General features: G+C 74.8%; 23 protein-coding genes and 1 pseudogene. 14 read left to right on the forward strand and 10 right to left on the reverse strand.

The window, feature by feature from the left end:
• Nucleotides 1-2: 2 nt before the first annotated feature.
• From ACZ3KJ_RS14460 to hmgA, 4 genes are all read right to left on the reverse strand, one after another.
• On the reverse strand, nucleotides 3-1199 hold the full coding sequence (locus tag ACZ3KJ_RS14460) for a CaiB/BaiF CoA transferase family protein (RefSeq protein WP_467526979.1): 1197 nt from the start codon (nucleotides 1197-1199) through the stop codon (nucleotides 3-5).
• Nucleotides 1200-1561: 362 nt separating this feature from the next.
• The gene (locus ACZ3KJ_RS14465) at nucleotides 1562-2749 is read right to left on the reverse strand and encodes a type ISP restriction/modification enzyme (protein ID WP_467526980.1); all 1188 of its coding nucleotides are present in this window, start codon (nucleotides 2747-2749) and stop codon (nucleotides 1562-1564) included.
• 26 nt (nucleotides 2750-2775) lie between these two features.
• Nucleotides 2776-3525: a GntR family transcriptional regulator gene (locus ACZ3KJ_RS14470; protein WP_467526982.1), complete on the reverse strand. Its 750-nt coding sequence runs from the start codon at nucleotides 3523-3525 to the stop codon at nucleotides 2776-2778.
• 128 nt (nucleotides 3526-3653) lie between these two features.
• Nucleotides 3654-5027, reverse strand: a complete 1374-nt coding sequence (gene hmgA / locus ACZ3KJ_RS14475) for a homogentisate 1,2-dioxygenase (protein WP_467526984.1) — start codon at nucleotides 5025-5027, stop codon at nucleotides 3654-3656.
• Between the two features lie 214 nt (nucleotides 5028-5241).
• Between hmgA and ACZ3KJ_RS14480 the strand changes: the two genes are divergently transcribed.
• The 10 genes and pseudogenes from ACZ3KJ_RS14480 to ACZ3KJ_RS14525 all read left to right on the forward strand — a co-directional run bounded on the left by ACZ3KJ_RS14480 (nucleotide 5242) and on the right by ACZ3KJ_RS14525 (nucleotide 17042).
• Nucleotides 5242-6048 (forward strand): nuclear transport factor 2 family protein, encoded by an 807-nt coding sequence (locus ACZ3KJ_RS14480; RefSeq protein ID WP_467526986.1) that lies wholly within the window; start codon nucleotides 5242-5244, stop codon nucleotides 6046-6048.
• Nucleotides 6045-6743, forward strand: coding sequence for a TetR/AcrR family transcriptional regulator (locus tag ACZ3KJ_RS14485; protein WP_467526987.1), 699 nt, complete (start codon nucleotides 6045-6047; stop codon nucleotides 6741-6743). The genes ACZ3KJ_RS14480 and ACZ3KJ_RS14485 overlap by 4 nt, the downstream gene beginning before the upstream one ends.
• A 107-nt stretch (nucleotides 6744-6850) precedes the next feature.
• Complete coding sequence (locus tag ACZ3KJ_RS14490; RefSeq protein ID WP_467526989.1) at nucleotides 6851-9103, forward strand: molybdopterin oxidoreductase family protein; 2253 nt, start codon at nucleotides 6851-6853, stop codon at nucleotides 9101-9103.
• A 136-nt stretch (nucleotides 9104-9239) separates the two neighbouring features.
• On the forward strand, nucleotides 9240-10754 hold the full coding sequence (locus ACZ3KJ_RS14495; RefSeq protein ID WP_467526990.1) for a CitMHS family transporter: 1515 nt from the start codon (nucleotides 9240-9242) through the stop codon (nucleotides 10752-10754).
• A gap of 22 nt (nucleotides 10755-10776) precedes the next feature.
• Nucleotides 10777-12024, forward strand: a complete 1248-nt coding sequence (locus ACZ3KJ_RS14500) for an MFS transporter (RefSeq protein ID WP_467526991.1) — start codon at nucleotides 10777-10779, stop codon at nucleotides 12022-12024.
• Between the two features lie 102 nt (nucleotides 12025-12126).
• Nucleotides 12127-12900, forward strand: coding sequence for a hypothetical protein (locus ACZ3KJ_RS14505; RefSeq protein ID WP_467526992.1), 774 nt, complete (start codon nucleotides 12127-12129; stop codon nucleotides 12898-12900).
• Entirely contained in the window at nucleotides 12887-13537 is a 651-nt protein-coding gene (locus ACZ3KJ_RS14510) for a class F sortase (RefSeq protein WP_467526994.1), read from the forward strand. Before ACZ3KJ_RS14505 ends, ACZ3KJ_RS14510 begins: the two co-directional genes overlap by 14 nt.
• A gap of 356 nt (nucleotides 13538-13893) precedes the next feature.
• Nucleotides 13894-14334: pseudogene (locus tag ACZ3KJ_RS14515) on the forward strand (sugar ABC transporter ATP-binding protein); the annotation flags it as partial.
• A gap of 228 nt (nucleotides 14335-14562) precedes the next feature.
• A complete protein-coding gene (locus tag ACZ3KJ_RS14520; protein WP_467526996.1) occupies nucleotides 14563-15951 on the forward strand; it encodes an aldehyde dehydrogenase family protein in 1389 nt (462 codons plus the stop codon).
• Nucleotides 15952-15962: 11 nt separating this feature from the next.
• Entirely contained in the window at nucleotides 15963-17042 is a 1080-nt protein-coding gene (locus ACZ3KJ_RS14525) for a Zn-dependent alcohol dehydrogenase (RefSeq protein ID WP_467526997.1), read from the forward strand.
• Nucleotides 17043-17330: 288 nt separating this feature from the next.
• Here ACZ3KJ_RS14525 and ACZ3KJ_RS14530 read toward each other — a convergent pair whose 3' ends face one another.
• The 3 genes from ACZ3KJ_RS14530 to ACZ3KJ_RS14540 form a co-directional block, all read right to left on the reverse strand.
• Nucleotides 17331-18272, reverse strand: coding sequence for a DMT family transporter (locus ACZ3KJ_RS14530; RefSeq protein WP_467526998.1), 942 nt, complete (start codon nucleotides 18270-18272; stop codon nucleotides 17331-17333).
• A gap of 695 nt (nucleotides 18273-18967) precedes the next feature.
• Nucleotides 18968-19678, reverse strand: coding sequence for an ArsR/SmtB family transcription factor (locus tag ACZ3KJ_RS14535; protein ID WP_467527000.1), 711 nt, complete (start codon nucleotides 19676-19678; stop codon nucleotides 18968-18970).
• Nucleotides 19679-19781: 103 nt separating this feature from the next.
• Nucleotides 19782-20423 (reverse strand): TetR/AcrR family transcriptional regulator, encoded by a 642-nt coding sequence (locus tag ACZ3KJ_RS14540; protein WP_467527002.1) that lies wholly within the window; start codon nucleotides 20421-20423, stop codon nucleotides 19782-19784.
• Between the two features lie 78 nt (nucleotides 20424-20501).
• Here ACZ3KJ_RS14540 and ACZ3KJ_RS14545 point away from each other — a divergent pair, with 78 nt between their 5' ends.
• From ACZ3KJ_RS14545 to ACZ3KJ_RS14555, 3 genes are all read left to right on the forward strand, one after another.
• A complete protein-coding gene (locus ACZ3KJ_RS14545) occupies nucleotides 20502-21653 on the forward strand; it encodes an acyl-CoA dehydrogenase family protein (RefSeq protein WP_467527429.1) in 1152 nt (383 codons plus the stop codon).
• A gap of 70 nt (nucleotides 21654-21723) precedes the next feature.
• Nucleotides 21724-22014 (forward strand): YiaA/YiaB family inner membrane protein, encoded by a 291-nt coding sequence (locus ACZ3KJ_RS14550; protein WP_467527004.1) that lies wholly within the window; start codon nucleotides 21724-21726, stop codon nucleotides 22012-22014.
• A gap of 97 nt (nucleotides 22015-22111) precedes the next feature.
• Nucleotides 22112-22741, forward strand: coding sequence for a TetR/AcrR family transcriptional regulator (locus ACZ3KJ_RS14555; protein WP_467527006.1), 630 nt, complete (start codon nucleotides 22112-22114; stop codon nucleotides 22739-22741).
• A 19-nt stretch (nucleotides 22742-22760) separates the two neighbouring features.
• Here ACZ3KJ_RS14555 and ACZ3KJ_RS14560 read toward each other — a convergent pair whose 3' ends face one another.
• Entirely contained in the window at nucleotides 22761-23222 is a 462-nt protein-coding gene (locus tag ACZ3KJ_RS14560; RefSeq protein WP_467527008.1) for a MaoC family dehydratase, read from the reverse strand.
• Nucleotides 23223-23339: 117 nt separating this feature from the next.
• On the opposite strand from ACZ3KJ_RS14560, the gene soxR reads away from it, so the two are divergent.
• The gene (gene soxR / locus ACZ3KJ_RS14565) at nucleotides 23340-23861 is read left to right on the forward strand and encodes a redox-sensitive transcriptional activator SoxR (protein ID WP_467527010.1); all 522 of its coding nucleotides are present in this window, start codon (nucleotides 23340-23342) and stop codon (nucleotides 23859-23861) included.
• Nucleotides 23862-24059: 198 nt separating this feature from the next.
• Here the strand turns inward: soxR and ACZ3KJ_RS14570 are convergent, their stop codons facing one another.
• Nucleotides 24060-25133 (reverse strand): RNA ligase (ATP), encoded by a 1074-nt coding sequence (locus ACZ3KJ_RS14570; RefSeq protein ID WP_467527011.1) that lies wholly within the window; start codon nucleotides 25131-25133, stop codon nucleotides 24060-24062.
• A 458-nt stretch (nucleotides 25134-25591) separates the two neighbouring features.
• Entirely contained in the window at nucleotides 25592-26197 is a 606-nt protein-coding gene (locus ACZ3KJ_RS14575) for a hypothetical protein (protein ID WP_467527012.1), read from the reverse strand.
• Nucleotides 26198-26286: the final 89 nt, after the last annotated feature.

A 26286-nucleotide genomic window follows, 5' to 3' on the forward strand; every position in this document is an offset into this window, starting at 1 on the left:
GCTCAGGCGGCCACACCGTCCCGGCGCAACGCTGCGATCTCGTCGTCCGTCATCCCCACGGCACGCAGCACCGCCCCGGTGTGCTCCCCGAGCGCGGGCACGGCCCCCATCCGTGCCTCCGCCCCACCCGGCAGTGTGATCGGAGGCAGCAACGCCCGCAGTGGCCCGACCGGCGAGTCCACCTCCCGCCACCGCTCCCGGGCCGCCAGCTGCGGATGCTCCGCCAGCTCGTGCACATCCCTCAGGCGCGCGCACGCGATGCCCGCGCCCTCCAGCCGCGCCAGCGCCTCGTCGGTGTCCAGCGCGCCCAGCGCCCCCGCCACCCACGCGTCCGTGGCCTCCCGGCGCGCGACCCGCGCCGCGTTCGTCGCGTACTCCGGGTCCGCCCCCAACTCCGGCCGTCCGATGACCTGTTCGGCCAGCCGACGCCACTCCCGGTCGTTCTGCACCGACAGCAGCACCCGTCCGCCGTCGGCGGTGGCGTACGCGTCGTAGGGCGCGATCACCGCGTGCGCGAGACCCGTGCGGGCCGGGGCGGTCCCGCCGTGCATCGCGTGGTGCAGCGGATGCCCCATCCACTCGGCGAGAGCGTCCAGCATCGACACCTCCACCGGCCCGCCCCGCCCGGTCGCACCCCGCCGCAGCAGCGCCGCCAGCACCCCGGAGAAGGCGTACATGGCCGCCGCGACGTCCGCCGCCGGGATGCCCGTCTTCACCGGCCGCTCCGGCGTCCCCGTCACCGACACCAGCCCCGCCTCGCACTGCACGAGCATGTCGTACGCCCGCTTGCCCGCGTACGGCCCCGACGCCCCGTACCCCGAGATGTCCACCGCCACCAGGCGCGGGTGCGCCGCGCACAGGGTCGCCGCGTCCAGGCCGAGACGGGCCGCCGCGCCCTGCGCCAGGTTCTGCACGAACACGTCCGCGCCGGCGACCAGCCGGCGGACGGCGTCCAGGCCGCGCGGGTCCTTCAGGTCCAGGGCGACGGACTCCTTGCCGCGGTTGCACCACACGAAGTGCGAGGCGAGGCCGCCGGCCGCGGTGTCGTAGCCGCGCGCGAAGTCACCGCCGTCGATCCGCTCGACCTTGATCACCCGGGCGCCCAGGTCGGCGAGCTGCCGGGTGGCGAACGGGGCCGCAACCGCCTGCTCGACGGCGACGACCGTGATGCCCTCCAGGGGCAGGGGGAGCTGGTCCATGGGGTGGATCATGGCCCCCGTCCCGGGGGTTTGTCATGCACGCAGGCGTGTGCCCGTGTGGGGGAGCCGTCGGCTGCGGTGGACATGGGCGGGTGCACCCACGGGTCCCCGTCGGCCGCGGCGGACACAGGCGGCCGTGGGCACGGGCGTGTGCGGCTGCCGGTGTTCCGTCGGTCGCGGTGGACACGGGTGTGTGCGGCTGCCGTGGCCCGTCGGTCGCGGTGGGTACGGGTGTGTGCGGCTGCCGTGTCCCGTCGGTCGCGGTGGGTACGGGTGTGTGCGGCTGCCCGTGTCCCGTCGGGGGCGCGGCGATCTGCGCGGCAGCGGGCTCCGGGGCGGCGTCCCGGTGGCCGGACGTGGCGTCAGAGCAGGGCGAGCTGGCCCTCGGGGCCCTCCTCCGCGTGGTCCAGGATCGACGCCGGGCGGCGGCAGCGGTCCGGGACCGGCAGGACGCCCGCCGCGCGCAGGTCCGCCGCCGTGACCGGGTCCGTGGTCGTGGCCGGGTCCGCGGTCCCCAGTTCCTCCCGCTGCGGCAGCACCGGGGCCAGCAGGGCCAGCACCGTGATCAGTTCGAGGAGTTCGGACGTCCAGTTCTGCGGCCACGCGGCCGGGCGGATCGCCGCCAGGGTGCCCGGCTCGGCCGCGGCCGTCCGGACCGCGCACCACTGCTCCAGGACCCGGACCCCGCCCACCTCGAAGTCCCACGCCTCCGGCGGGACCGGCGAGACACGGCCCCCGTCGAGGTGGAGGGTCTCCTCCTCGCGGTCGTAGCGGAGGGTGAGCAGCGGGGTCCCTCCGTCCGGGCGGGACCGGGGGACGGACGGCAGGGGCGCGCGGACGTAGGGGCGCCGCCCGCCGGGGAGCCGGGGGCGTTCGCCGTCGCGGCGCAGGAGCCACAGCACACGGTGGCCCAGTTCCACGCCCCGCGACCAGAGCCCGGGGTCCCGGGTGAGGGGGACCGTGCCGTCGGGGCGGACGGCGGCGAGGACCCAGGCCAGGAAGTCCAGCGGGTCGGCGGAGTGGCCCAGGTGGTCCAGCAGCCCCGGCGCCAGGTTCGGCTCCGTGCCGCCCGGACGGCGGAACAGGGGGCGGACCCGGCCCGCGCGCGGCAGCGGGAACAGCGAGGTGGCCGTCGGGAACGGGGAGTCCGGGCTCTCCACGACGAAGACCTGGTGCGCGTCCGCCACCCGCCACAGCTCGGGGCGGGCCGCGTCGATGAGGCGATGGTCGGGAATGAGCCACTGCTCGTCGAAGGGCGCGGCGAGGACCCGGACGGGTTCGGGACAGGGCCCCGTGGCGCGGACCAGCCTCCCCGTGCCGGCGCTCCGGCCGGGCAGCTGCCCCACCGCCGTGTACAGGGTGCGGGCGCGCGTCGGCTCGAACAACGCCTCGCGGTCCGGCCCTTCCGCCGTCACCAGCGCGGCCCAGCGGTCCTTCAGCACGGCCGGGTCGGGAGCCAGCGGCCACCCCCGGCCGAGCCGGGGCGGTGCGACGGACCACGGCATGAGGTCCGCGAGCGGCGGAGCGTCGTCGGGCGTCACGCCGAGCATCGTACGACGCACTCCGCGCGCGCGGGTCAGGTGGCGTCCAGGGTCACCGTGAAGGAGAAGCGGTCGCCGCGGTAGTGGATGACGGCCACGTCCAGCGGGCGGCCGCCGGCGTCGTACGTGACGCCGGTGTAGTGCAGGATCGGGCTCAGCAGCGGGACCCCCAGCAGCCGTGCCGTCTCCGGGTCCGCCAGCCGCGCCTCGACCGTGTCGGTGATGCGGCCGATGTCCGCGCCCACGACGTCCCGCAGCACCTTGGTCATCGGCCAGCGTCCCAGGTCCTCCGGGTCGATCAGGGCGGCGAGTTCGGGACGCACGTAGTTGCGGGCGTGGTTGGTCGGCTCACCGGTCTTCTCGTCGCTGCGCAGCCGGTGGTACGTCGCCACCTCCGCCAGGTCCGGGAAGTATGCGGCGAGTTCCGCCGGGACAGCCGCCGTGCCCCGGCCGAGCAGCCGAGTCTCCATGCCGGACTGCTGCGCCACGATCGCGTCGACCGAGCCCAGCAGCCGCACCGGCGTGCCCCGCTGCGCGGCCGGCTCGATGAACGTGCCGCGCCTGCGGTGCCGGCTGATCAGCCCCTCGTCCTCCAGCTCCTTCAGCGCCTGCCGCATGGTCAGCACGCTCACCCCGTAGTGCCCGGCCAACTGCTCCTCGGTGGGCAGGCGCAGCGGGTCCCGGGGTGAGCGGCCGAGTATCGAGGCGCGCAGCGACTGCGACACCTGGTACCAGAGCGGCAGCTTGCGGTTGAGGACGATCGAGTCCGGGGCGAAGGAGGTCACGGGGCCATCCGTACCGGGAGGGCACACTCGGTGCAAGGGGCGGAAGCGGCGTGCAGCGCACGGGGGTGGGAGCGGCGTTCAGCGCTCGGGGCCGAAGCGGCGTTCAGCGTACGGCGTGGAAGTGGCGTTCAGCGTACGGGGCGGAAGTGGCGCTCCAGCCCCGACCACACGTCGTCGTAGCGCTGCTGCCGGTGGTCGGCGCGGGCCGCGTGCGGGGTGAGGACGACCGGCCAGCGCGTCTCGAACATGAACGCCAGCCCGTCGTCGACCTTGTGCGGCGTCAGCTCGGCTGCGCTCGCCCGGTCGAACGTCTCCCGGTCCGGGCCGTGCGCCGACATCATGTTGTGCAGCGAGCCGCCGCCCGGCACGAAGCCCCCCTCCCCGGCCGTCTTGGCGTCGTAGGCGCCCTCGATCAGACCCATGTACTCGCTCATCACGTTCCGGTGGAAGTACGGCGGCCGGAAGGTGTCCTCGCCCACCAGCCAGCGCGGCGCGAAGACGACGAAGTCCACGCCGGCCAGGCCCGGGGTGTCGGACGGCGCGGTCAGCACCGTGAAGATCGACGGGTCCGGGTGGTCGTAGGAGACCGTGCCGATCACGTTGAAGCGGCGCAGGTCGTAGACGTACGGGACGTGGGTGCCGTGCCAGGCGACGACGTCCAGCGGGGAGTGGTCGTACGTCGTGCTCCAGAGGTTGCCGCAGAACTTGTTGACCACCTCCACCGGGCCCTCGACGTCCTCGTACGCGGCGACCGGGGCGAGGAAGTCCCGGGGGTTGGCGAGCCCGTTGGCGCCGATCGGGCCGAGCTCGGGGAGGCGGAAGGGGGCGCCGTAGTTCTCGCAGACGTAGCCGCGGGCCGTCCCGTCCAGCAGCTCCACGCGGAAGCGGACGCCGCGCGGGACGAGGGCGACATGGCCCGGCTCGGCGCGCAGCGGCCCGAACTCCGTGCGCAGGAGCAGGCCGCCGCGCTCGGGGACGATCAGCAGCTCGCCGTCCGCGTCGCCGAACACCCGGTCCATGGAGGCGTTGGCGTGGTACAGGTGCACGGCCATGCCGGTGCGCTGGGCGGCGTCGCCGTTGCCGCCGAGGGTCCACAGGCCCGCCACGAAGTCCGTGCCCGGCGCGGGTTCCGGCAGGGGGTTCCAGCGCAGCCGGTTGGGGTCGGGGACCGTCTGCGTGAAGGGCGCCGTGCGCAGCGTGCCGTTGGAGGTGCGGGTGAACTCCGGGTGCGCGGCCGACGGACGGATCCGGTACAGCCAGGAGCGGCGGTTGTGGGCCCGCGGTTCGGTGAACGCCGAGCCGCTGAGCTGCTCCGCGTACAGGCCGAGGGGGCCGCGCTGCGGCGAGTTGCGGCCCTCGGGCAGGGCGCCGGGCACGGCCTCGGAGGCGTGCTCGTTGCCGAAGCCGGAGAGCCCGGAGAGCCCGGAGAGTCCGGAGAGTCCGGAGAGTCCGGAGAGGTGGTGCGGCCCTTCGGTCGTCCTGCGTGCGTCCTCGCTGCCCATGCGCGCTCCCTGTCGGCCGCCTGTTCCACCTATTCCTCTGTATCACCGTAGGATTGGGGTTTCGGGGGCGCAAGGGGACGGGCTCCTCCGTCCGGAGGACGATCGCGTGGTGGGTGACTGCGCGGTGGGGGCCGGGCGGTGGGTGATCGCGGGGTGGCGAGATCCCGACCCCAGGGGGATCCGTGTGTCGTACCGGTGTTCTACGCTCCCCGCCATGTCGTGGACGCGTGGCTCCCTTTCCGCGCTCGCGGTCTGTGTCCTGCTGGTGACCGGATCCGCGGGCTGCGGCTCCGGTGGCGCCGCCGAGGGGGGCGGGGCGGCCGGGACGGCCGCGGTCTCGCCGGAGCCGGTGGGCGAGGTGCTGAAGGACACCGACGGCGACGGGCGGCACTACCGGGAGGTCGGGGAGAAGGGGGCGCCGGACGTACGGGTCGAGGTCGAGCCCGACGCCCGCGGCGGCTGGGACGTCCGGCTCGAGGTGCGCAACTTCCGGTTCTCGCCGGCCGGGACGGCGGCACGGGCGGTCGCCGGCCGCGGCATCGCCCGGCTCTTCGTGGACGACCGCGCCGTCGCCGCCCTGCGCGGCCCCTCCCACGACATCCCCGCCGGCTACCTCCCGCACGGCACCCACCAGGTCACCGCACGCCTGTACGCGGACGACGGGACGGTGTGGGCGGTCGACGGCGAGCCGGTGGAGAGCACGGCGGACGTCACGGCGTCGGAACCGGACGACGCGTCCGCCGGCCCGACCGGCGCGACCCCCAGGCCGACCAGTTCCACATCGGGCCCGACCAGTTCCACCCCGGGCCCGACCGGCGCGTCCCCGTCCCTGACCACCACGTCCCCGGCCCCGACCACCGCGTCCCCCGGGCCGAGCGACGCGTCCCTGGAGTGGGCCGGCGTGTCCCCAAGGCCGGGCGCCGGCGTCTTCTCCGCGCCCCTCTCCGCACTGAGTGCAACGGGCACCTTTCTCCGTACCGAGGGGCGAGGTTCACCCGACCGCGGCGGAAAGGCATCATGAGCCCCGTGCCCCATGCGACATCGCTACGCCGTGCGCCCGTGCAGCGGCGCAGTGCCGAACGGCTGACCAGAATCCTCGACGCCTGCGCCGACCTCCTGGACGAGGTCGGCTACGACGACCTGAGCACCCGCGCGGTCGCCCAGCGCGCCGGCGTCCCCATCGGCTCCGTGTACCGCTTCTTCGGCAACAAGAGGCAGATGGCCGACGCGCTGGCCCAGCGCAACCTCGAACGCTACGCCGAGCGCGTCACCGAGCGGCTGAACGGCGCCCGCGCCGCCGCCCCGGTCGCACCCGCCGCCCCCGCCGGGAGCGGCGAGGCCGGCGAGGGCGGCCCCCGCCCGGGAGAGGCCGGGCGCCGGGGGGACTGGCGGGCCGCCATGGACGCCGTGCTCGACGAGTACCTGGCCATGAAGCGCACCGCGCCCGGCTTCTCCCTCGTCGACTTCGGCAACCAGATCCCGGTCGGCGCCCGCGCCGAACCCAACCACCGGGTCGCCGACCGCCTCACCGACCTGCTCTCCGGCTACCTCGGCCGCGAACCCGACGACGACCTGCGCCGTACCTTCCTGATCGCCGTGGAGACCGCGGACACCCTCGTCCACCTGGCCTTCCGGATGGACCCGGAGGGGGACCCGAAGGTGATCGGCGAGACCAGGGAGCTGCTGCGGGCCTATCTCGCCCGGTCCCTGGACTGACGTCCGCCCGCCGGCCGCGTCGGTCCGGGGCCCTCCCCACCATGCCTACCGGTCGGTATGCTCCGGGAGGAGAGCGCCACAGCCGCCGCCTTCTTCCGGGAGGACCCGTGTCCCGCACCGCCCTGCGAATCTGCCCCCTGTGCGAGGCCACCTGCGGGCTGACCCTCACCCTCGACGGAACCCGGGTCACCGGCGCGCGGGGCGACCGGGACGACGTGTTCAGCAAGGGGTTCATCTGCCCCAAGGGCGCCGCCTTCGGGGCCGTCGACGGCGATCCCGACCGGCTGCGCACCCCCCTGGTGCGCCGGGACGGGGAACTGCGCGAGGCCACCTGGGAGGAGGCCTTCGACACGGTCGCCGCCGGCGTCCGGCCGGTCGTCGAGCGGTACGGGCCGAACGCCGTCGGGGTCGTCCTCGGCAACCCGAACGTGCACACCGTGGCCGGCGCGCTCTACCCGCCGCTGCTCCTCGCCGGACTCGGCACCCGCAGCCTGTTCACCGCCTCCACGGTCGACCAGATGCCCAAGCACGTCTCCAGCGGCCTGCTCTTCGGGGACGCGAACGCCATCCCGGTCCCGGACCTCGACCGCACCGACCACCTCCTCCTCATCGGCGCCAACCCCCTGGAGTCCAACGGCAGTCTGTGCACCGCGCCCGACTTCCCCGCCCGGCTCAAGGCGCTCAAGGCCCGCGGCGGCACCCTCACGGTGATCGACCCGCGCCGCACCCGCACCGCCCGGCTCGCCGACCGGCACGTCGCGATCCGGCCCGGCACGGACGCCCTGCTGCTCGCGGCGACGGCCCGCACCCTGTTCGAGGAAGGGCTCGTGGACCTCGGGGACCTCACGCCGCACGTCCAGGGCGTCGACGAACTCCGCGCCGCCCTCGCGGACTTCACGCCCGAGGCCGTCGCCGAGGCCTGCGACGTGGACGCCGGGGTGCCCCGCGCCCTCGCCCGCGACCTCGCCGCCGCCCCCACCGCCGCCGTCTACGGCCGCATCGGCAGCTGCACCGTCCCCCACGGCACCCTCGCCAGCTGGCTCGTCGACGTCCTCAACGTCCTCACCGGCAACCTCGACCGCCCCGGCGGCGCCCTCTTCCCGCAGGCCGCCACCGACCGCACCCCCCGGCCGGCCGGTCCGGGCCGCGGCTTCGCGCTCGGGCGCTGGCACTCCCGGGTGAGCCGGCACCCCGAGGCCAAGGGCGAGCTGCCGCTCTCCGCGCTCGCCGAGGAGATCGACACCGCGACCGAGGCCGGCGAACCGGTCCGCGCCCTGATCACCGTGGCCGCCAACCCCGTGCTGTCAGCGCCCGACGGCGACCGGCTCGACAAGGCGCTCGGCTCCCTCGACTTCATGGTCGCCGTCGACCCGTACCTCAACGAGACCACGCGCCACGCCCATGTCGTCCTGCCGCCGCCCCCGCCCTCGCAGAGCCCGCACCACGACTTCGCCCTCAACACCCTCGCCGTGCGCCACCAGGTGCGCTACACCCGGCCCGCCGTCCCCCTCGAACCCGGCCGGACGGCCGAGAGCGAGATCCACGCCCGGCTGATCCTCGCCGTGACCGGGATGCACGGCGCCGACCCGTCCGCCGTCGACGACCTGGCCATCGGCCAGGTTCTCGGCAAGGCGGTCCAGGAGCCGCACTCGCCCGTGCACGGCCGCGACCCGCGGGAGCTGGCCGCCCGGCTCACCGGGGAGAACGGCCCCGAGCGCCGGCTGGACCTGATGCTGCGCCTCGGCCCCTACGGCGACGGCTTCGGCGCGCGCCCCGACGGGCTGAGCCTCGCCCGGCTGCTGGAGCACCCGCACGGCATCGACCTCGGACCGCTGCGCCCGCGGCTGCCGCAGCCGCTGAGGACGCGCAGCGGACGGATCGAGCTGCTGCCCGATCCGATCGCCGCCGACCTGCCCCGGCTGCGGCGGGCGCTCCGGGAGCGGTCTCCCGGGCCGGTCCTCGTCGGGCGCCGCCATCTGCGGTCCAACAACAGCTGGATGCACAACGTGCCCGCCCTCACCGGCGGCACCAATCGCTGCACCCTGTACATCCACCCCGAGGACGCCGAGCGGCTGGGCGTCCGGGACGGCTCCCCGGTGCGCGTGAAGGGCGCCGGGGGAGAGGTGACCGCCCCGGCCGAGGTCACCGACGGCGTGCGCAGGGGCGTCGTCAGCCTGCCGCACGGCTGGGGCCACGACCGGCCCGGCACCCGGACGGTCCACGCCGCCGCCGATCCCGGCGTCAACGTCAACCAGCTCCTCGACGGCAGTCTGCTCGACCCGCTGTCGGGCAACGCGGTCCTCAACGGAGTGCCCGTCGAACTCGTCCCGGTGGCCGAAGGGAATGAACCGCTGACCTGAGCAAAGCCGTGACCTGCAGTTTTGCGCTTATTGCTCGCACGTCAACGTCTTGTTAACAGCCTGCGAGCGGTCCTAACGTCAACGCACCGCCGACCCCAGGTGGGATGTTCAAGGGCGAACGTTAGGTACTCCACTCATGCTGACCATCCTCGGCTTCGCCATGATCGCGACCTTCCTGGTCCTGATCATGCTGAAGAAGATGTCGCCGATCGCGGCGCTGGTGCTGATCCCGGCACTGTTCTGCGTGCTCGTCGGGAAGGGCGCCCGGCTCGGTGACTACGTCATCGACGGCGTCACCAGCCTCGCCCCCACCGCGGCGATGCTCATGTTCGCGATCGTCTACTTCGGTGTGATGATCGACGTCGGCCTCTTCGATCCCGTCGTGCGCGGCATCCTGAGGTTCGCGAAGGCCGACCCGGTGCGGATCGTCGTCGGCACCGCCGTCCTCGCCGCGATCGTCTCGCTGGACGGCGACGGATCCACCACGTTCATGATCACGGTCTCGGCGATGTACCCGCTGTACAAGCGCCTGAAGATGAGCCTGGTGGTGATGACCGGTGTCGCCGCCATGGCCAACGGCGTCATGAACACCCTGCCGTGGGGCGGCCCCACCGCCCGCGCCGCCACCGCGCTGAAGCTCGACGCCAGTGACATCTTCGTCCCCATGATCCCCGCCCTCGGCGCGGGCTTGGTCTTCGTGCTCGCCCTGGCGTACGTGCTCGGCCTGCGCGAGCGCCGGCGGCTCGGCGTGCTGACGCTCGACGAGGTGCTGGTGGAGGAGAAGGAGAAGGAGAAGCGGACCGGGACGGTCCTCGTGGGTGCGGCTTCCGGCACCGGCACGGCGCACACCTCCCGCCAGGGTTCCGGCGGAGCCGGCACGCCCGCCGCCGGCCCGGACGCCGGCCCGGACGCCGGCCCCGGCACCGGCGCGGCGGACGAGGAGCCCGGCACCGGCGCGGCGGACGAGGAGCCCGGCCGTGGCGCGGCGGACGAGGAGCCCGGGGGCGGCGCGCGGGTCCTCGACCCGGACCGGCCCACCCTCCGCCCCAGGCTGTACTGGTTCAACGCGCTGCTCACCGTGGCCCTGCTCACCGCCATGATCATGGAGTGGCTGCCGATCCCGGTGCTGTTCCTCCTCGGCGCCGCGCTCGCGCTCACCGTCAACTTCCCGCACATGCCGGACCAGAAGGCCCGGCTCGGCGCCCACGCCGAGAACGTCCTCAACGTCTCCGGCATGGTCTTCGCCGCCGCCGTCTTCACCGGCGTCCTCCAGGGCACCGGCATGGTGGACCACATGGCCGAGTGGGTCGTGGGCAACATCCCCGACGGCATGGGCCCGCACATGGCGCTCGTGACCGGCGTCCTGAGCATCCCGTTCACGTACTTCATGTCCAACGACGGCTTCTACTTCGGCATCCTCCCGGTCCTCGCCGAGGCGGGCCAGGCCCATGGCGTATCGTCCCTGGAGATCGCCCGCGCCTCGATCGTCGGCCAGCCGCTGCACATGTCGAGCCCGCTGGTCCCGGCCGTGTACGTGCTCGTGGGCATGGCGAAGGTCGAGTTCGGCGACCACACCCGGTTCGTGGTCAAGTGGGCGGCGCTGACCTCGGTGGTGGTGCTCGGGGCGGCGTTCCTCTTCGGCACCATCTGATCGACTCCCTGGAGGACGTCCCATGAGGCCCGGCGCGCACCGCGGCTGGCTGCTCCGCCTTGTCATCTGCTTCGTCTTCGCGCAGGCGGCGGTGTCGATGGCCCGGCCCGCCGTCTCCTACCGGGCCCTCGCCCTGGGCGCCGACGAACGGGCCGTCGGCGTCATCGCGGGCGTCTACGCGCTGCTGCCGCTGTTCGCCGCGGTCCCGCTGGGCCGCCGTACCGACCACGGCCGGTGCACGCCCCTGCTGTCCGTGGGAGTGGTGCTCATATCCGGCGGCTGCGCGCTCAGCGGCGCGGCCGGCTCCCTGTGGACGATGGCCCTGTGGAGCGGGGTCATGGGCCTCGGCCACCTCTGTTTCGTCATCGGCGCCCAGTCGCTGGTGGCCCGCCGGTCCGCCCCGCACGAGCAGGACCGCAACTTCGGCCACTTCACCATCGGCGCCTCCCTCGGCCAGCTGATCGGGCCGATCGCGGCGGGTCTCGTCGTCGGCGGCCCGGACATGGCCGGCAGCAGCGCCCTCGCCCTGCTCTGCGCGGGCGCGGTCGCCGCGGTCGCGTTCACCTCGCTGTGGCGCCTGGAACACCGCGCCACGGCACCCGGGCCCCGAACCGGGCCGGGCGGCCGGGTGCCCGTCGCCCGCATCCTGCGCGCCCGGGGCGTGCCCGCCGGCATCCTGGTCAGCCTCGCCGTGCTGTCCGCGAGCGACATCCTCACCGCCTACCTGCCGGTGGTCGGCGAACACCGGGGCATCGCGCCCGCCGTCGTCGGTGTCCTGCTCAGCCTGCGGGCGGCGGCCACCATCGCCTGCCGCCTGGTGCTCACGTCCCTGCTGCGGCTGCTCGGGCGCAGGGCCCTGCTCACCGTGACCTGTCTGCTGGCGGCCCTGCTGTGCGCCGGGATCGCGGTGCCGGTACCGGTGTGGGGGCTCGCGGTGCTGCTCGTCGCCCTCGGCTTCTGCCTCGGGGTGGGGCAGCCGCTGTCGATGACGACGGTCGTCCAGGCCGCCCCCGACGGGGCCCGCTCGACCGCCCTGGCGCTGCGGCTGACCGGCAACCGGCTCGGCCAGGTCGCCGCGCCCGCCGCGGCCGGTCTGGTCGCCGGCGTCGCGGGCGTGGCCGCGCCCTTCGTGATGCTCGGGGCGCTGCTGCTGCTGTCGTCGGGGGTCGCGCTGCGTTCGCCGGGCGGCCCGCGGGGCGGTCAGGAGCCCAGGGCCGTCCCGCGGCCGCGGCGGTCCGGGACCGGTGTGGGCCGGACGGGGGACGTCTGACGGCGCGTCGGGCCGTGCTCCGGCACGGCGCGGGCCGGGTGTGAAAGAGAGTCAGATGAAAGCGCGATTTGTATGAAAATCGTCTGACTCGGAGGAACGTCCATGCCCACGTTGATGCTCCCGCACGCCGCCGGCAGCCGCCTCGGCGTCGCCGCCCTCACGGCCCTCACCGCGGCCGGGGCCACCTGGCTCGCGGCACCGGCCGCCACGGCCGCTCCCGGGGACGGCGCCGACATCAGGGTCCACAATGAGCGCGTGCCCTACGGGGTGTCCAAGGACGACCCCGTGGTCTGCCGGTTCTACCTCGACGCCGCCAACTTCGGTGAGGTGACGAGCGTCGCGTACACCATCCAGGCCCAGCCCCCGCTGCCCACCGCCGCCACCGTGAGCGGCACCATCACCCTCGCCGGAGGCGCCGGGCACACCGACACGCTGGGACTGGCCGACGGCCAGTACCGGCTCGTGTGGACGGTCGCGGGGGGCACCGGGCCCAGGGAGAAGGTCTTCCGCGTCGACTGCGGCGACCCCCGCCAGGGCCCCGAGGGGCAGGGCGGGAGCCCGGGTCAGGGCCCGGGCCAGGGGCAGGGCCAGGCGCAGGGCCAGGGCCAGGGGCAGGGCCCCGAGAGCCAGCAGCAGAACGGCACCGGCGGCCGCGGGGACGACCCGGGCCGTCCGATCGAGGACCGCCAGGACGGGCAGGGCTCCAGCGGCCATGGGGACGCCCCGAAGGGCGGCGTCCACGCCGGCGGCGGCGGTCTCGTCGACACCGCGCAGGCCTTCACCCCGCTGAGCGCGGCCGCCGCCGTGGGCCTGGTGGCCGTGGGCGGCGCGGTCTACGTCCGGTTGATCCGCCGACGCACGCATGGTGCCGCGTAGGCGCGGACGCAGGCCCTGGTACCGGACGCGGGCCTTCCGGCTCATCAGGACGGCCGCGCTGGTGGCCGTCCTGGTGACGGCCGGCGTCCAGTACGGGGGGAACGACGGACCGGCCGCCGACGGCGAGGACCGGCCCCGCCGGGCCGGCCACGCGGCCCCGGAACGCCCGCCGCGTCCGCTGCCCCGCTCCCGGGCCACCACCCTGCGCGTACCGTCCCTGGGGATCGACGCGCCGATCGTCGGACTGCGGCTCGGCCCCGGCCGGGAACTCGGCACCCCACCGCTGGACAGGCCCAGGCTCGTCGGCTGGTACGAGGACGGCCCCACCCCCGGTGAACCGGGCACGGCCGTCGCCGTCGGCCACCGCGACACCCGGACCGGCCCCGCGGTCTTCGCCGGCCTGGAACGCGTGCCCCCCGGCAGCCGGATCGAGGCCCGGCGCGCCGACGGCCGCACCGCCGTCTACACCGTCGACCGGGTCGAGGTCTTCGACAAGGACCGCTTCCCCGACAAGGAGGTGTACGGCGCCCGCGAGCGCCCCGAGCTACGGGTGCTCACCTGCGGCGGATACTTCCACCGCAGGACCGGCTACACCAGCAACGTGGTCGTCTTCGCCCACCTGACCGCCACCCGCTGACCCGGCCGCCCGGGACCGGACCCGCCACCCACCGGGCCCCCTGAACCACCGCGTCCGTTTCCGCGCTCAGCGGACCGGCGTGTCCGATTCCGTCCCGTGTCTTCCCCCCGGGCGCGCACGGTCCGTCGACTTCCGTGCCCCACAGCCCCGTACGACACCGTACGGGGCTGTGGGGCACCAGGCCCTGTCGTCGAACCCCCGCCTGCCTGGCGACGCCATGCACGCTCCCCACTGCCTGAACGGCGTGGGCGGTGCCCCGGCCTTCGGCCGGGGGGACCCCCAGAGCACGCACCTGACGCCGCCAGGCCCGCCCTTCGGGCGGACGGCGGGGGTTCGACGACAGGACCTGCGCCCGAGCGAGCCCCCGGGGACACCGCCCCGGGCTCGTGGAGCACGTGGAGTTCCAGGGCCACGAGGCGCTCGTCCACTTTGACACCGGATCGCGCCCCGCCGTGGTGCCCGAGCTGGAGGCGCCCCGCCCGCAGCCCCGGCCGGTCCGGCGGCGCCGCCGGGACAGCGGGGTCCTCGACCGGCTGCGGGCGAGGGCTGGGCGGGCGGGCGGACCGCCGGACCGGCCGGGCGCGGCGCTCGACGCGCCGCCCGAGCCCGGTCCCGCGACCGCCTCCCCGCAGGGGCGGCTGCCCGGCGACCTCGTGGTCCGCACCACCCCCGACTTCGACCCGCGGCACGGCGCGCAGGTCCCCCTCCTAGTCGACCTCGCCCGCCTGCTCGTCTTCGACCGCCACGGCGAACGGATCTGCCTGGCGCCGGCCCGGCTGCCGGACCTGGACGAGTGACGCCGCCGGCCCCGGCACCCGCCGTCCGCCCCTGGGCCCCGGCACCCGCCGTCCGCCCTTGGAGGGACACCCCTGGGAGTGGCATCGCCGTCCGTCCGCCGCCCGGAAGTGACACCGCCGCACCGCCGGTGCCACCGTGAGGCGTCGCACGGAGGGCACCCCTGGTGCCCAAAAACTATCGGCGCTAGTTTAGGGCGCGGACGACGACGACCGCCCGGAGGGAACACGATGAAGGCACACGACGGCATCTACCTCGACGGTGCCTGGCGCCCCGCCGCCGGCCAGGACGTGATCGAGGTCGTCAACCCGGTGGACGAGCAGATCGTCGACCGCGTCCCGGCCGGCGGCGCCGAGGACGTGGACGCCGCCGTACGGGCGGCCCGCGCCGCCCTCCCGGCCTGGGCCGCGACCCCGCCGGCCGAGCGGGCCGCGCGCCTGGCCGCCCTGCGGGACGTGCTGGCGGCCCGCAAGGACGAGATCGCCGAGACGGTCACCGCCGAGCTCGGCTCGCCGCTGCCCTTCTCCCAGGCGGTCCACGCGGCCGTGCCGATCGCGGTAGCCGGCTCCTACGCCGAGCTGGCCGCGACCCACCCCTTCGAGGAGAAGGTCGGCAACTCGACCGTGTACCAGGAGCCGATCGGCGTGGTCGGCGCCATCACGCCCTGGAACTACCCGCTCCACCAGATCGTCGCCAAGGTCGCCCCGGCCCTCGCCGCGGGCTGCACCGTCGTCCTCAAGCCCGCCGAGAACACCCCGCTGTCCGCCCAGCTCTTCGCGGAGGCGGTGCACGAGGCGGGCGTCCCGGCCGGTGTCTTCAACCTCGTCACCGGCCTCGGCACGGTCGCCGGGCAGGCCCTCGTCGAACACCCCGGTGTCGACCTGGTCTCGTTCACCGGCTCCACGGCCGTCGGCCGGCGGATCGCCGCCACGGCCGGCGCCGCGATCAAGAAGGTGGCCCTGGAGCTCGGCGGCAAGTCCGCCAACGTCATCCTCCCGAGCGCCGACCTCGCCCGGGCCGTCAACGTCGGCGTCGCCAACGTGATGTCCAACTCCGGCCAGACGTGCAGCGCGTGGACCCGGATGCTGGTCCACCGCGACCGGTACGACGAGGCCGTCGCACTGGCCGCGGCCGCCGCCGCCAAGTACGGCGACCGCATCGGCCCCGTCGTCAGCGCCCGGCAGCAGGAGCGGGTGCGGGGGTACATCGAGAAGGGCGTCGCCGAGGGCGCCCGCCTGGTCGCGGGCGGCCCCGACGCCCCGCGCGAGCGTGGCTGGTTCGTCAGCCCGACGGTCTTCGCCGACGTCACCCCGGACATGACCATCGCCCAGGAGGAGATCTTCGGCCCCGTCCTGTCCGTCCTGCGCTACGAGGACGAGGACGACGCCCTGCGCATCGCCAACGGCACGGTCTACGGCCTGGCCGGGGCCGTCTGGGCCGGCGACGAGGCGGAGGCGGTGGCCTTCGCCCGCCGTATGGACACCGGGCAGGTCGACATCAACGGCGGCCGTTTCAACCCCCTGGCGCCCTTCGGCGGTTACAAGCAGTCGGGCGTCGGCCGAGAGCTCGGCGCGCACGGCCTCACCGAGTACCTCCAGACCAAGTCCCTACAGTTCTGAGGAGCTTTTCCGTGGTTCGAGCCGCCGTCCTTCCCGCCGTGGGCGCTCCCCTGGAGATCACCGGGATCGACCTCCCCGACCCCGGGCCCGGACAGGTCCGCGTCCGGCTCGCCGCCGCCGGGGTCTGCCACTCCGACCTGTCCCTGTCCGACGGCACCATGCGCCTCCCCGTCCCCGCCGTCCTCGGCCACGAGGGCGCCGGCACGGTCGTGTCCGTCGGCGAGGACGTCACCCACCTCGCGCCCGGCGACGGCGTCATCCTCAACTGGGCGCCGTCCTGCGGCGCCTGCCACGCCTGCGGGCTGGGCGAGGTGTGGCTGTGCGCCGACGCCCTCAGCGGGTCCGCCGCCGTGCACGCCCGCACCCACGACGGCACCGTGCTGCACCCCGGGCTGAACGTCGGCGCGTTCGCCGAGGAGACCGTCGTCCCCGTCTCCTGCGCCCTGCCCCTGCCGGACGGCATCCCCCTCACGGACGCGGCCCTCCTCGGCTGCGCCGTCCTCACCGGCTACGGCGCCGTCCACCACTCCGCCAAGGTCCGGCCCGGCGAGACGGTGGCCGTGTTCGGTGTCGGCGGGGTGGGCCTGGCGACCCTCCAGGCGGCCCGCATCGCCGGCGCGTCGACGATCGTCGCCGTCGACGTCTCCCCCGAGAAGGAGCACCTGGCCCGCGCGGCGGGCGCCACCGACTACCTCGTCGCCTCCGACACCACCGCCCGCGAGATCCGGGCCCTCACCGGCAAGCAGGGCGTGGACGTGGCCGTCGAGTGCGTGGGCCGCGCGGTCACCATCCGGACCGCCTGGGAGTCGACCCGCCGCGGCGGCCGCACCACCGTCGTCGGTATCGGCGGCAAGGACCAGCAGGTCACCTTCCACGCCCTGGAGCTCTTCCACTGGGGCCGCACCCTCTCCGGCTGCGTCTACGGCAACTGCGACCCCGTCCGGGACCTGCCGGTCCTGGCCGACCACGTCCGGGCGGGCCGGCTGGACCTGGGCTCGCTGGTGACGGAGCGGATCGCCCTGGAGGGCATCCCGGCGGCGTTCGAGAACATGCTGGCCGGGAAGGGAGGCCGGGCGCTGGTCGTGTTCTGACCGCCGTCCGGGCCCGGCCCCGCGCACCCCGTCCGCGCCGGGGCCGCCGGGTGCCCGCGGGCCCACCCGGCTCACCGGGGGATACGGGGTGCCCGAGTGCACCGGACCCACCGGGCGCACCGGTGCACGGGGCGTGCCGGTGCGGTGCCGGTGCATGGGCGTACCAGGTACACGGGTGTACCGCGTACATGAGTGCACCCACGCACCGAGCACACGGGGCACCCGCTCTCCCGGCTCACCGGGCAGACCGGTTCCCCGGCCCACCCCCGCCCCCCGCCCCCCCGGCGCTCACGGCGCCACGTCGGACTCCTCGGTGGGCCGCGGCTCCCGCGCCGCGGCCCTCCCCGCCCGCGCCCGCGAGCGCGAACGGGACACCGCCACCCCCGCCAGGCACAGCGCCCCGCCCGCCAGCGTCAGCGGCCCGGGCACCTCGTCCAGGGCCAGCCACGACATCAGCACGACCAGGGCCGGCACGGCGTAGGTGGTCGCGCCCATGCGGCCCGCCGTCGTCCGGGCCAGGGCGTACGCCCAGGTGGTGAAGGCGAGCGCGGTCGGGAAGACGCCCAGGTAGACCATGTTCAGCGTGGCCTGCGCCGGAGCGTCGGCGGCCTCCCGCACCAGCTGCCCGGCGAACGGCAGGCACACCACCGCCCCCACCAGGCAGCCGAAGGTCGTCACCTGCAACGCGCTCGCCGAGCCCAGCGCGGGCTTCTGCGCCACGACCCCGCAGGCGTACGTGACGGCGGCCAGCAGACACAGCGCCACCCCCAGCAGCGAGGAACCGCCCCCGCCCGACATCGACAGCCCCACCGTCACCGCACCCGCGAACGACACCGCCATGCCGGCCAGCAGCCTCGGCGGCGGCCGGTCGCCCAGCAGCCGCGCCCCGAGCAGCGCGATGAGCAGCGGCCCGACGTTCACCACCAGGGCGGCGGTCCCCGCGTCCACCTCCCGTTCACCCCAGTTCAGCGCCACCATGTACAGGCCGAACCACAGCACGCCCGACACGGCGATCCCCCGCCACGCCGCCCGCGGCGGCCACCCCTCCCGCCGTACGAGCCAGATCACCCCCAGCGTCAGCGCCCCGGCCAGCAGCCGGCCGAGCGCCAGGGCGCCCGGCGAGTACACGTGCCCGGCGCTGCGGACCGAGACGAAGGCCGACGCCCACAGCACGACGGTGACCGTGGCCGCACCGGCGGCGAGCAGTTCCGGACGACGAGGGGTGTTCATCACGCTCCTGAGATGAGGAAGCCGGGGATGGGGCGGCCGGCGGGGTACGGACGGTTGGTCCGGCTCCTCCCCGGTCGGGCCGTTCGGTGCGGTCCTCCCGGTGGATGGTGCCAGAGACGCCGGGGCTCGAGCCGGAGCGACTGGTGGGAGGCGGGCCGAAGGGGCCGGTGGGGTCGGGCCGGAAGGGCTGGTGGGGGTCGGGCCGGAATGGCTGGTGGGGGTCGGCCGGAGTGGTCCGGTGGGGAGGCCGGCCGAAAAGGTCGGTGTGGTCGGGCAGTCGGTCGGGGCGCCGGGGCCCGGTGGGGGGCGGGCCGAAGTGGTCGGTGGGGTCGGGCGGCCGGTCAGGTCGCCCGGGGCCGGGGGAGGGCCGGCCGAAGTGGTCGGTGGAGGCGGGCCGAAGTTGTCAGTGCGGTCGGGCGGAGTGGTCGATGGGGAGGCGGACCAAAAATGGTCGGTGCGGTGCGGCGGCCGGTCGTCGGTGCGGTGCGGTCGGTGCGGTCGGATGGAGTGGTTGGTGGGGAGGCGGGCCAAAAATGGTCGGTGCGGTCGGTGCGGTCGGTCCGGGTCCCCGGAGAGGGTGCGGTCGGTGCGGTCGGTGCGGTCGGTGTCGCCGGGCAGTCGGTGGGGTCGCCGGGGCCGGGCCGGAGCCGTCGGTGCGGGCGGGCCGCCGCCGGTGGGTGCGGGCGGTGCCGCCGTCAGCGCAGTGTCCTCGCGTCGATGCCCAGCAGTTCGGCCAGCGCGCGCTCGCCCGCCGACGTCACCCGCACCGCCCGCTCGGAGCCGATGCGCTCGCACCAGCCCGTGTCGAGGGCGTGCCGGCACAGGGCCGCGCCCGCGGTGCCGGCGAGGTGCGGCCGGCGCTCGGTCCAGTCCAGGCAGGCCCGGGCCAGCGGGCGGCGGCCCGCGCGGTCGAGGGTGATGCCGGCCCCCTCGAACCACCGCAGCCCCGCGTCCGTCAGCGCGAACCCGGTGTCCTGGAGCAGCAGCCCGCGCGCGGTGAACGCGTCGGTGAGCGCGATGCCGAGCCGTCCGGCCAGATGGTCGTAGCAGGTCCGGCCGCGGGCCATCGCGGACCCGGCGCTCGACGCGCGCAGGCTCCGGGGCCCCGCGACGTCGCCGGGGGCGACCTGCGCGGCCAGGTCCTCCACCAGCTGGGCGATCCGCGCGTCGGCCAGCCGTACGTACCGGTGCCGCCCCTGCCGCTCCTCGGTGAGCACGCCGCCGGCGACCAGCTTGCCGAGGTGCTCGCTCAGCGTCGACGCGGCGACGCCCGCGTGCCGGGCCAGTTCGCCCGCGGTCCAGGCCCGGCCGTCGAGCAGCGCGAGGAGGCACGCGGCGCGCGTCTCGTCGGCGATCAGCCCGGCCAGCCGGGCCAGCAGCGGTGCCCGGGGGTCCCTGGTGGTCATGGCTCCCAGCATGGGACACGGACGGTTCGGCGTGCGCCGCAGCGTGTCCGCCGCCGTGTGCTCCCCGGCGTGCCCCCCGTCCGTGGCGGGGCCCGTCGTGCGGCTACGCCGTCCGCCGCACCTGCTCGTACTGCTGGGCCAGCCCGTCCAGCAGCGCGGTGAGGCCCGCCTCGAAGGCCCGTTCGTCGATCTTCTCCTGCTGCTCGGCCAGCAGGTGGGCCTGGCCGAGGTGAGGGTAGTCGGCCGGGTCGTACGCGCTCGCGTCGCCCACGAAACCGCCCGCGAAGGAGCCGAGCGCGGAGCCCATGATGAAGTACCGCATCAGCGCGCCGATCGAGGTGGCCTGCGCGGGCGGCCAGCCGGCGTCGACCATCGCGCCGTAGACGGCGTCGGCGAGCCGCAGCGCGGCCGGGCGGCGGCCGGGGCCGCGCGCGAGGACGGGGACGATGTTGGGGTGGTCGCGCAGGGCGGCCCGGTAGGAGACGGCCCAGTCGTGCAGCGCGGTCCGCCACTCCCGCCCGTCCTCGAACATCGACAGGTCGACCCGGGCGCTCACGGAGTCGGCGACCGCCTCCAGGATCTCGTCCTTGGTCCGGAAGTGGTTGTAGAGCGAGGGCCCGCTCACCCCCAGCTCGGCGGCGAGCCGCCGCGTGGAGAGGCCCGCGAGCCCCTCCGCGTCGACGAGCGCGCGGGCCGTCTCGACGATGCGGTCGGTGCTCAGGAGGGGCTTGCGCGGTCGGGCCATGGCGCACATAGTAGGGCTGCACCCAGAAACTAGCAGTGCTAATTTAAATGTACGGCTTTCAAGTGAGGTGGTCTCGTGGTGTACCTGGGGCTCAGCGAGGAGCAGGAGGCCGTGCGCCGCCTCGCCCGCGATCTCGTGGAACGGGAGATCGCCCCGCACGCCGTCGCCTGGGACCGCGCCGAGGAGGTCGACCGGGGCATCGTGAAGAAGCTCGGCGAGGTCGGCTTCCTGGGCCTGACGATCGACGAGGAGTACGGCGGCTCCGGCGGTGACCACCTCGCGTACTGCCTGGTCACGGAGGAGCTGGGGCGCGGCGACTCGTCGGTGCGCGGCATCGTCTCCGTGTCCCTGGGGCTGGTCGCCAAGTCGATCGCGGCCTGGGGCGACGAGGAGCAGAAGCGGCGGTGGCTGCCGCAGCTCACCTCCGGCGCGTCCGTCGGCTGCTTCGGCCTGACCGAGCCCGGCACCGGCTCCGACGCGGGGAACCTGACCACCCGCGCGGTCCGCGACGGCGCCGACTACGTCCTGAACGGCACCAAGACGTTCATCACGAACGGCACCTGGGCCGACGTCGTCCTGCTGTTCGCCCGCTCCACCGACGCCCCCGGCCACAAGGGCGTCTCCGCCTTCCTGGTGCCGGCCGACACGCCGGGCCTGACCCGCCGTACCCTGCACGGCAAGCTCGGCCTGCGCGGCCAGGCCACCGCCGAGCTGGTCCTCGAGGACGTGCGGGTGCCCGCCGCCGCGCTGCTCGGCGAGGAGGGCAGGGGCTTCTCCGTCGCCATGTCGGCCCTGGCCAAGGGGCGTATGTCGGTCGCGGCGGGCTGCGTCGGGATAGCCCAGGCCGCGCTGGACGCGGCCGTGCGGTACGCGGGCGAGCGCGAGCAGTTCGGCAAGCCCATCGCCGGGCACCAGCTCGTGCAGGAGCTGATCAGCGACATCGCCGTCGACGTGGACGCCGCCCGGCTGCTGACCTGGCGGGTCGCGGACCTGATCGACCGGGGGCTGCCGTTCGCCGTCGAGTCCTCCAAGGCCAAGCTCTTCGCCTCGGAGGCCGCCGTCCGGGCCGCCAACAACGCCCTCCAGGTCTTCGGCGGCTACGGCTACATCGACGAGTACCCGGCGGGCAAGCTGCTGCGCGACGCCCGCGTGATGACCCTCTACGAGGGCACGAGCCAGATCCAGAAGCTGGTGATCGGCCGCGCGCTGACGGGGGTCTCGGCCTTCTGAGTAGCCGTCGCCGCCGTCTGAGTACGACGGCGGATGCGGCCGCCGGCCGCGCCCGCCGAAGCTTCTCCCCATGAGTGACACACCGGTCAAGCAGCAGAGCACGGCGGCCTTCTACGGCCAGGCCGTCGCCTCGTTCGCCGTCGCCATGGCGGCCACCGCCCTCGGCATCTACCGGCTGGACACGGACGCGTGGGTGCGGGCGTTCCTCGCGGTCGCGGTCCTGTACCTGGTGACCTCCGCCTTCACCCTGGCGAAGGTGGTCCGGGACCGGCAGGAGGCCGGCCGGATCGTCAGCCGCGTCGACCAGGCCCGCCTGGAGAAGCTCCTCGCCGAGCACGACCCGTTCGCCGAGAAGCTCTGACCCCGGCCCCGCCCCCGCGGCTCACACGGGCACACTAAGCGACCGCTCACCTTCGGCGGTATGGTGGAGCTCCTGTACCGAGAGGGGCGAACGAGCGATGAGTACGGCTCAGGAGACGGCCGGCGGCGAGGTCGAGCCGTGGGAGGAGGTCACTCCCGACGCGGCCCGGCGACTGCTCGTCGCCGCCGTGGAGGCCTTCGCCGAGCGTGGCTACCACGCGACGACGACCCGCGACATCGCGGGGCGCGCGGGCATGAGCCCGGCCGCCCTCTACATCCACTACAAGACGAAGGAGGAGCTCCTCCACCGCATCAGCCGCATCGGCCACGACCGTGCGCTGAACATCCTGCGCACCGCGGCCCGCGGTGACGGCAGCGCGGCGCAGCGGCTCGCGGACGCGGTGAGCTCCTTCGTCCGCTGGCACGCCGGGCGGCGCACCACCGCGCGGGTCGTGCAGTACGAGCTGGACGCCCTGGGCCCGGACGCCCGTGCCGAGATCCTCGCGCTGCGCCGGCAGGTGGACGCCGAGGTGCGCGGGATCATCGAGGAAGGGGTCGCGGCGGGCGAGTTCGAGGTGCTCGACGTGCACGGCACGACCCTCGCCGTGCTGTCCCTGTGCATCGACGTGGCCCGCTGGTTCAACGTGAACGGCCCGCGCACGCCCGACGAGGTCGGCGCGCTCTACGCCGACCTCGTGCTGCGGATGGTGGGGGCGGCGGCGAAGTAGCCCCGCCGCCGCGCGGGGCTCAGAGGTAGTAGCGGGACACCGACTCCGCCACGCACACCGGCTTGTCCCCGCCCTCGCGCTCCACGGTGAAGGCGACGGCGACCTGGACGCCGCCGGGGACGTCGTCCACGGCGGTGACCGTGGCGGTGGCCCGCAGCCGGGAGCCGACCGGGACGGGGGAGGGGAAACGCACCTTGTTCGTCCCGTAGTTGACGCCCATCTTCACGCCCTCGACCGAGATCAGCTGCGGTCCGAACAGCGGCAGCAGGGAGAGGGTCAGATAGCCGTGCGCGATGGTGGTGCCGAAGGGCCCGGCGGCGGCCTTCTCCGGGTCGACGTGGATCCACTGGTGGTCACCGGTGGCCTCCGCGAAGAGATCGATCCGCTTCTGGTCGATCTCCAGCCAGTCCGTGTACCCCAGCCGCTCGCCGACCGCCGCCCTCAGGTCGTCGGCGGACGTGAAGATCCTCGGCTCTGCCATGTCTGCGGCCTCTCTCGCGTCACGAAGTCACCTCTAAGCGACTGCTTAGCATGGTAGGTCGGGAGAGGCCTGTCAACGGACCCGGGTGCCGCCCGGCGGGTCGGTAGGCTTCGAGAGGTGCCCCAGATCCCAGAGAAGATCCACGAACTCACGGTCGGCCAGCTCGCCGCCCGCAGCGGCGCCGCCGTCTCCGCCCTGCACTTCTACGAGTCCAAGGGGCTCATCAGCAGCCGCCGCACCCCGGGCAACCAGCGGCGCTACTCCCGCGACACGCTCCGCCGCGTGGCCTTCGTCCGCGCCGCCCAACGCGTCGGCATCCCCCTCGCCACGATCCGCGAGGCCCTCGCCGAACTCCCCGAGGAGCGCACCCCCACCCGTGAGGACTGGGCCCGCCTCTCCGAGGCCTGGCGGACCGAACTCGACGAGCGCATCAAGCGGCTCAACCGCCTCCGCGACCACCTGACCGACTGCATCGGCTGCGGCTGTCTCTCCCTCGACACCTGCGTGCTGTCCAACCCCGACGACACCTTCGGCCAACGCCGGTCGGGCTCCAGCCTGCTGGCAGGCCCCACGGACACCGAGCAGCGCGCGAAGACCCCCACGACCACCGCCCCGCCCCCCACGAACGGCTGCGCCTGACAGCCCGAGCCCGCGCGCCGCCCGGCCGCGCACCGCTCCGTCCAGCCGCGGGCATACGTGCCGCGGGGCGGCACGGGTGGGCGCGGCGGCACCCCGCCGGCGCCGGGCCGCGCGATCCCCCCCCCCGAGCCCCGACACCGGGCACCGCCCCGCCCGGGACCCCGCACTCACCCGGCGCGGCTCACCCCGAGCACGCCCCTACTCGTACTCCGTACCGCCCTTCCGCGTCAGATACGCCGCACTCACCGCCTTCACGATCGCCCGCCCGCCGGTCACCGCGCTGTACCGCTCCACGGCCGGCCGTACCACCACGCCCTCCCTCAGATGCAGCCCGCGCCCGGACACCGTCTCCCGTCCGTTCGCCAGCTCCAGCACCCGTGCGCTGTCGTAGGGGCCCACGAACAGCTGTGGCACCAGGGGCAGTTCGTTCCGCAGAGCCGACACCTCCGCCGTGTCCAGCCACCGCACCGCGCCCCCGATCTCCGCGGACACGTCGAACACGGCGTAGCCGAGGGTGTCCCGGCGGCCGTCGGCGCCATAGGTGAGGTCCTGCACGCCCGCCCCGTACACCTCGCCGAAGACGCCGACCCGCCGGGCGCCGAGCCGCTCGGCGATCCGCGCCGCCGCCTCGGCGACACCGTGCAGCCGCACGGCCCGCCAGTACAGGTTCCCCGGGTCCTCCTTCAGCGCCAGCGACCGCGCGCCGAAACCCTTCGAGGAGACGGACACCCGCCCCTCGTCCGCGACGTACGTCAGCAGACACGCCGACCCGTGCAGCTTCTCGGTGACCACCACCGGCTCGCCGGGCCGGAAGACGTCGGGGTAGCGCTGGACGTTCTCGATGTCGACCCACGGCAACAGCTCCGGTGCCGGTTCGACCTCCCCGTTCATCGTCGGCGGGACCGGTGGCACCCACTTGGTGATGCCGAGCCGCTCGGCGAAGTCGGTGCCCTCCGCCGCCGCCCGCGCGAGGTCGACGTCCGCCAGCGCCTTCGGCCGGCACACGATGCCCTGCGACAGCTCGCCCCGCAGCCGTACGGCCTTGACCCGGTCCGCGTTGCCGCCCGCCAGCCGCCCGGTCAGCCCCAGTTCCTCGATGAGCCCGGCCGGGAGCACCGCCTGCTCGGGGATGTAGACCGCCGGCTCGCCGGTGCGGTAGGCGCCCTTGGCGACGACGGCCCGGTACAGGCCGACCTGGGCCAGTTCGAGGGCGTCGGCGTTGGGGTGGTCATGGACGGTCAGCACTTCGGCGGTGACGCGCAGCGTCGACATGCGGTGGCTCCTTCAGGACCTCAGGGACGTCTCATCGCCCCCACTGTGGCCACGGCAAAGGGGTGGAGCGACCCGTTTAGCCGCTGCTAACGTCGTCCCCTTCGGCCCACCGCGCCTGCCGGGCCCACCGCGCCTGCCGGGCCTGTCACGCCCGTCGGGCCTGCCGCGCCCGTGGGGCTTGCCGCGCCCGCTGGGACCGCCGCGACGGTCTCCGCCGCCGCCCGAGCCGCCGCCTCCAGGGTCAGCGGTACCGCCGTACCGTCGGCCGCGCCCCGCGCCCCGCGCCCCGCCCCACGCCCCGCGTGCCGTTCCGACGCACCCGCGCCATGTCCCGATGGTGACAGCCGCCCCGGGCGGGGACCGGCGGCAAGGGGCCGCGGGGCGACACGCGGGACGGTGACACGGCGGGGTGCGGTGACACAGGGGTGCGGCGTCCCCGACGCACCCCCGTCGTCCTCTCAGGCCGACACCAGCAGTCGTCCGCCGCGCCGGGCGTACGTCAGCGCGTCGGGCGTGAGCACGGGCCGCGGCACGAGTATCCCGCAGTCCGTGCAGACCGGACCCGCCGACGGCTCGTGGTCCAGGCCGTACTTCCACACCAGCCGCTCGCCGCCGCACACCGGGCAGCCGGAGCCCGGCACGCGCTCCAGCGCGGCGATCAGCCGGCGCAGTACCTCGGCCAGCGGCTCACGGGGGTGCACCCGCGGGTCGTCGCACCACGCCACACCGAAACCGCCCCAGGTCAGCCGGTGCCAGTCGTCCACACTGCCGGGCCTGCGCAGCCCGTCGTGCTTCTCCTTCCTGCGGCGCTCGGCGAACTCGACCTCGTAGGCCAGCCACACCGCACGCGCCTCCTCCAGCTCCTCCAGCGCGGCCACGAGCCGCGCCGGGTCGGGGGAGCGGTCCTCGGGGCCGAAACCGGCCCGGGAGCAGAGATGGTCCCAGGTCGCCCTGTGGCCGTAAGGGGCGAACCGTTCAAGGCACTTGCGCAGTGAGTACCGCCGCAGCGCCAGATCGCACCGCGGGTCGCGCACCTGTCTCGCCAGACTCCGGAAACCGGCCATCGCCTTGCACCTCCGTCACATCTGCACCTGCACTTCGGTCACTTCGGCGTGCATCGCGCGGACTTCGCACGACGTCGTCGAATAGACGT

Source organism: Streptomyces sp. NPDC003248 (assembly GCF_055563235.1).

What these genes read in the sequence shown, in the direction of transcription:
- ACZ3KJ_RS14555 (WP_467527006.1), top strand. Translation starts at nt 22,112, where the DNA reads ATGAGTACGGCTCAGGAGACGGCCGGCGGCGAGGTCGAGCCGTGGGAG.
- ACZ3KJ_RS14575 (WP_467527012.1), bottom strand. Translation starts at nt 26,197, where the DNA reads ATGGCCGGTTTCCGGAGTCTGGCGAGACAGGTGCGCGACCCGCGGTGC.
- ACZ3KJ_RS14465 (WP_467526980.1), bottom strand. Translation starts at nt 2,749, where the DNA reads ATGCTCGGCGTGACGCCCGACGACGCTCCGCCGCTCGCGGACCTCATG.
- ACZ3KJ_RS14535 (WP_467527000.1), bottom strand. Translation starts at nt 19,678, where the DNA reads ATGACCACCAGGGACCCCCGGGCACCGCTGCTGGCCCGGCTGGCCGGG.
- ACZ3KJ_RS14460 (WP_467526979.1), bottom strand. Translation starts at nt 1,199, where the DNA reads ATGGACCAGCTCCCCCTGCCCCTGGAGGGCATCACGGTCGTCGCCGTC.
- ACZ3KJ_RS14485 (WP_467526987.1), top strand. Translation starts at nt 6,045, where the DNA reads ATGAGCCCCGTGCCCCATGCGACATCGCTACGCCGTGCGCCCGTGCAG.
- ACZ3KJ_RS14520 (WP_467526996.1), top strand. Translation starts at nt 14,563, where the DNA reads ATGAAGGCACACGACGGCATCTACCTCGACGGTGCCTGGCGCCCCGCC.
- ACZ3KJ_RS14550 (WP_467527004.1), top strand. Translation starts at nt 21,724, where the DNA reads ATGAGTGACACACCGGTCAAGCAGCAGAGCACGGCGGCCTTCTACGGC.
- ACZ3KJ_RS14530 (WP_467526998.1), bottom strand. Translation starts at nt 18,272, where the DNA reads ATGAACACCCCTCGTCGTCCGGAACTGCTCGCCGCCGGTGCGGCCACG.
- ACZ3KJ_RS14560 (WP_467527008.1), bottom strand. Translation starts at nt 23,222, where the DNA reads ATGGCAGAGCCGAGGATCTTCACGTCCGCCGACGACCTGAGGGCGGCG.
- ACZ3KJ_RS14505 (WP_467526992.1), top strand. Translation starts at nt 12,127, where the DNA reads ATGCCCACGTTGATGCTCCCGCACGCCGCCGGCAGCCGCCTCGGCGTC.
- ACZ3KJ_RS14480 (WP_467526986.1), top strand. Translation starts at nt 5,242, where the DNA reads ATGTCGTGGACGCGTGGCTCCCTTTCCGCGCTCGCGGTCTGTGTCCTG.
- ACZ3KJ_RS14510 (WP_467526994.1), top strand. Translation starts at nt 12,887, where the DNA reads ATGGTGCCGCGTAGGCGCGGACGCAGGCCCTGGTACCGGACGCGGGCC.
- ACZ3KJ_RS14495 (WP_467526990.1), top strand. Translation starts at nt 9,240, where the DNA reads ATGCTGACCATCCTCGGCTTCGCCATGATCGCGACCTTCCTGGTCCTG.
- ACZ3KJ_RS14570 (WP_467527011.1), bottom strand. Translation starts at nt 25,133, where the DNA reads ATGTCGACGCTGCGCGTCACCGCCGAAGTGCTGACCGTCCATGACCAC.
- hmgA (WP_467526984.1), bottom strand. Translation starts at nt 5,027, where the DNA reads ATGGGCAGCGAGGACGCACGCAGGACGACCGAAGGGCCGCACCACCTC.
- ACZ3KJ_RS14540 (WP_467527002.1), bottom strand. Translation starts at nt 20,423, where the DNA reads ATGGCCCGACCGCGCAAGCCCCTCCTGAGCACCGACCGCATCGTCGAG.
- ACZ3KJ_RS14500 (WP_467526991.1), top strand. Translation starts at nt 10,777, where the DNA reads ATGAGGCCCGGCGCGCACCGCGGCTGGCTGCTCCGCCTTGTCATCTGC.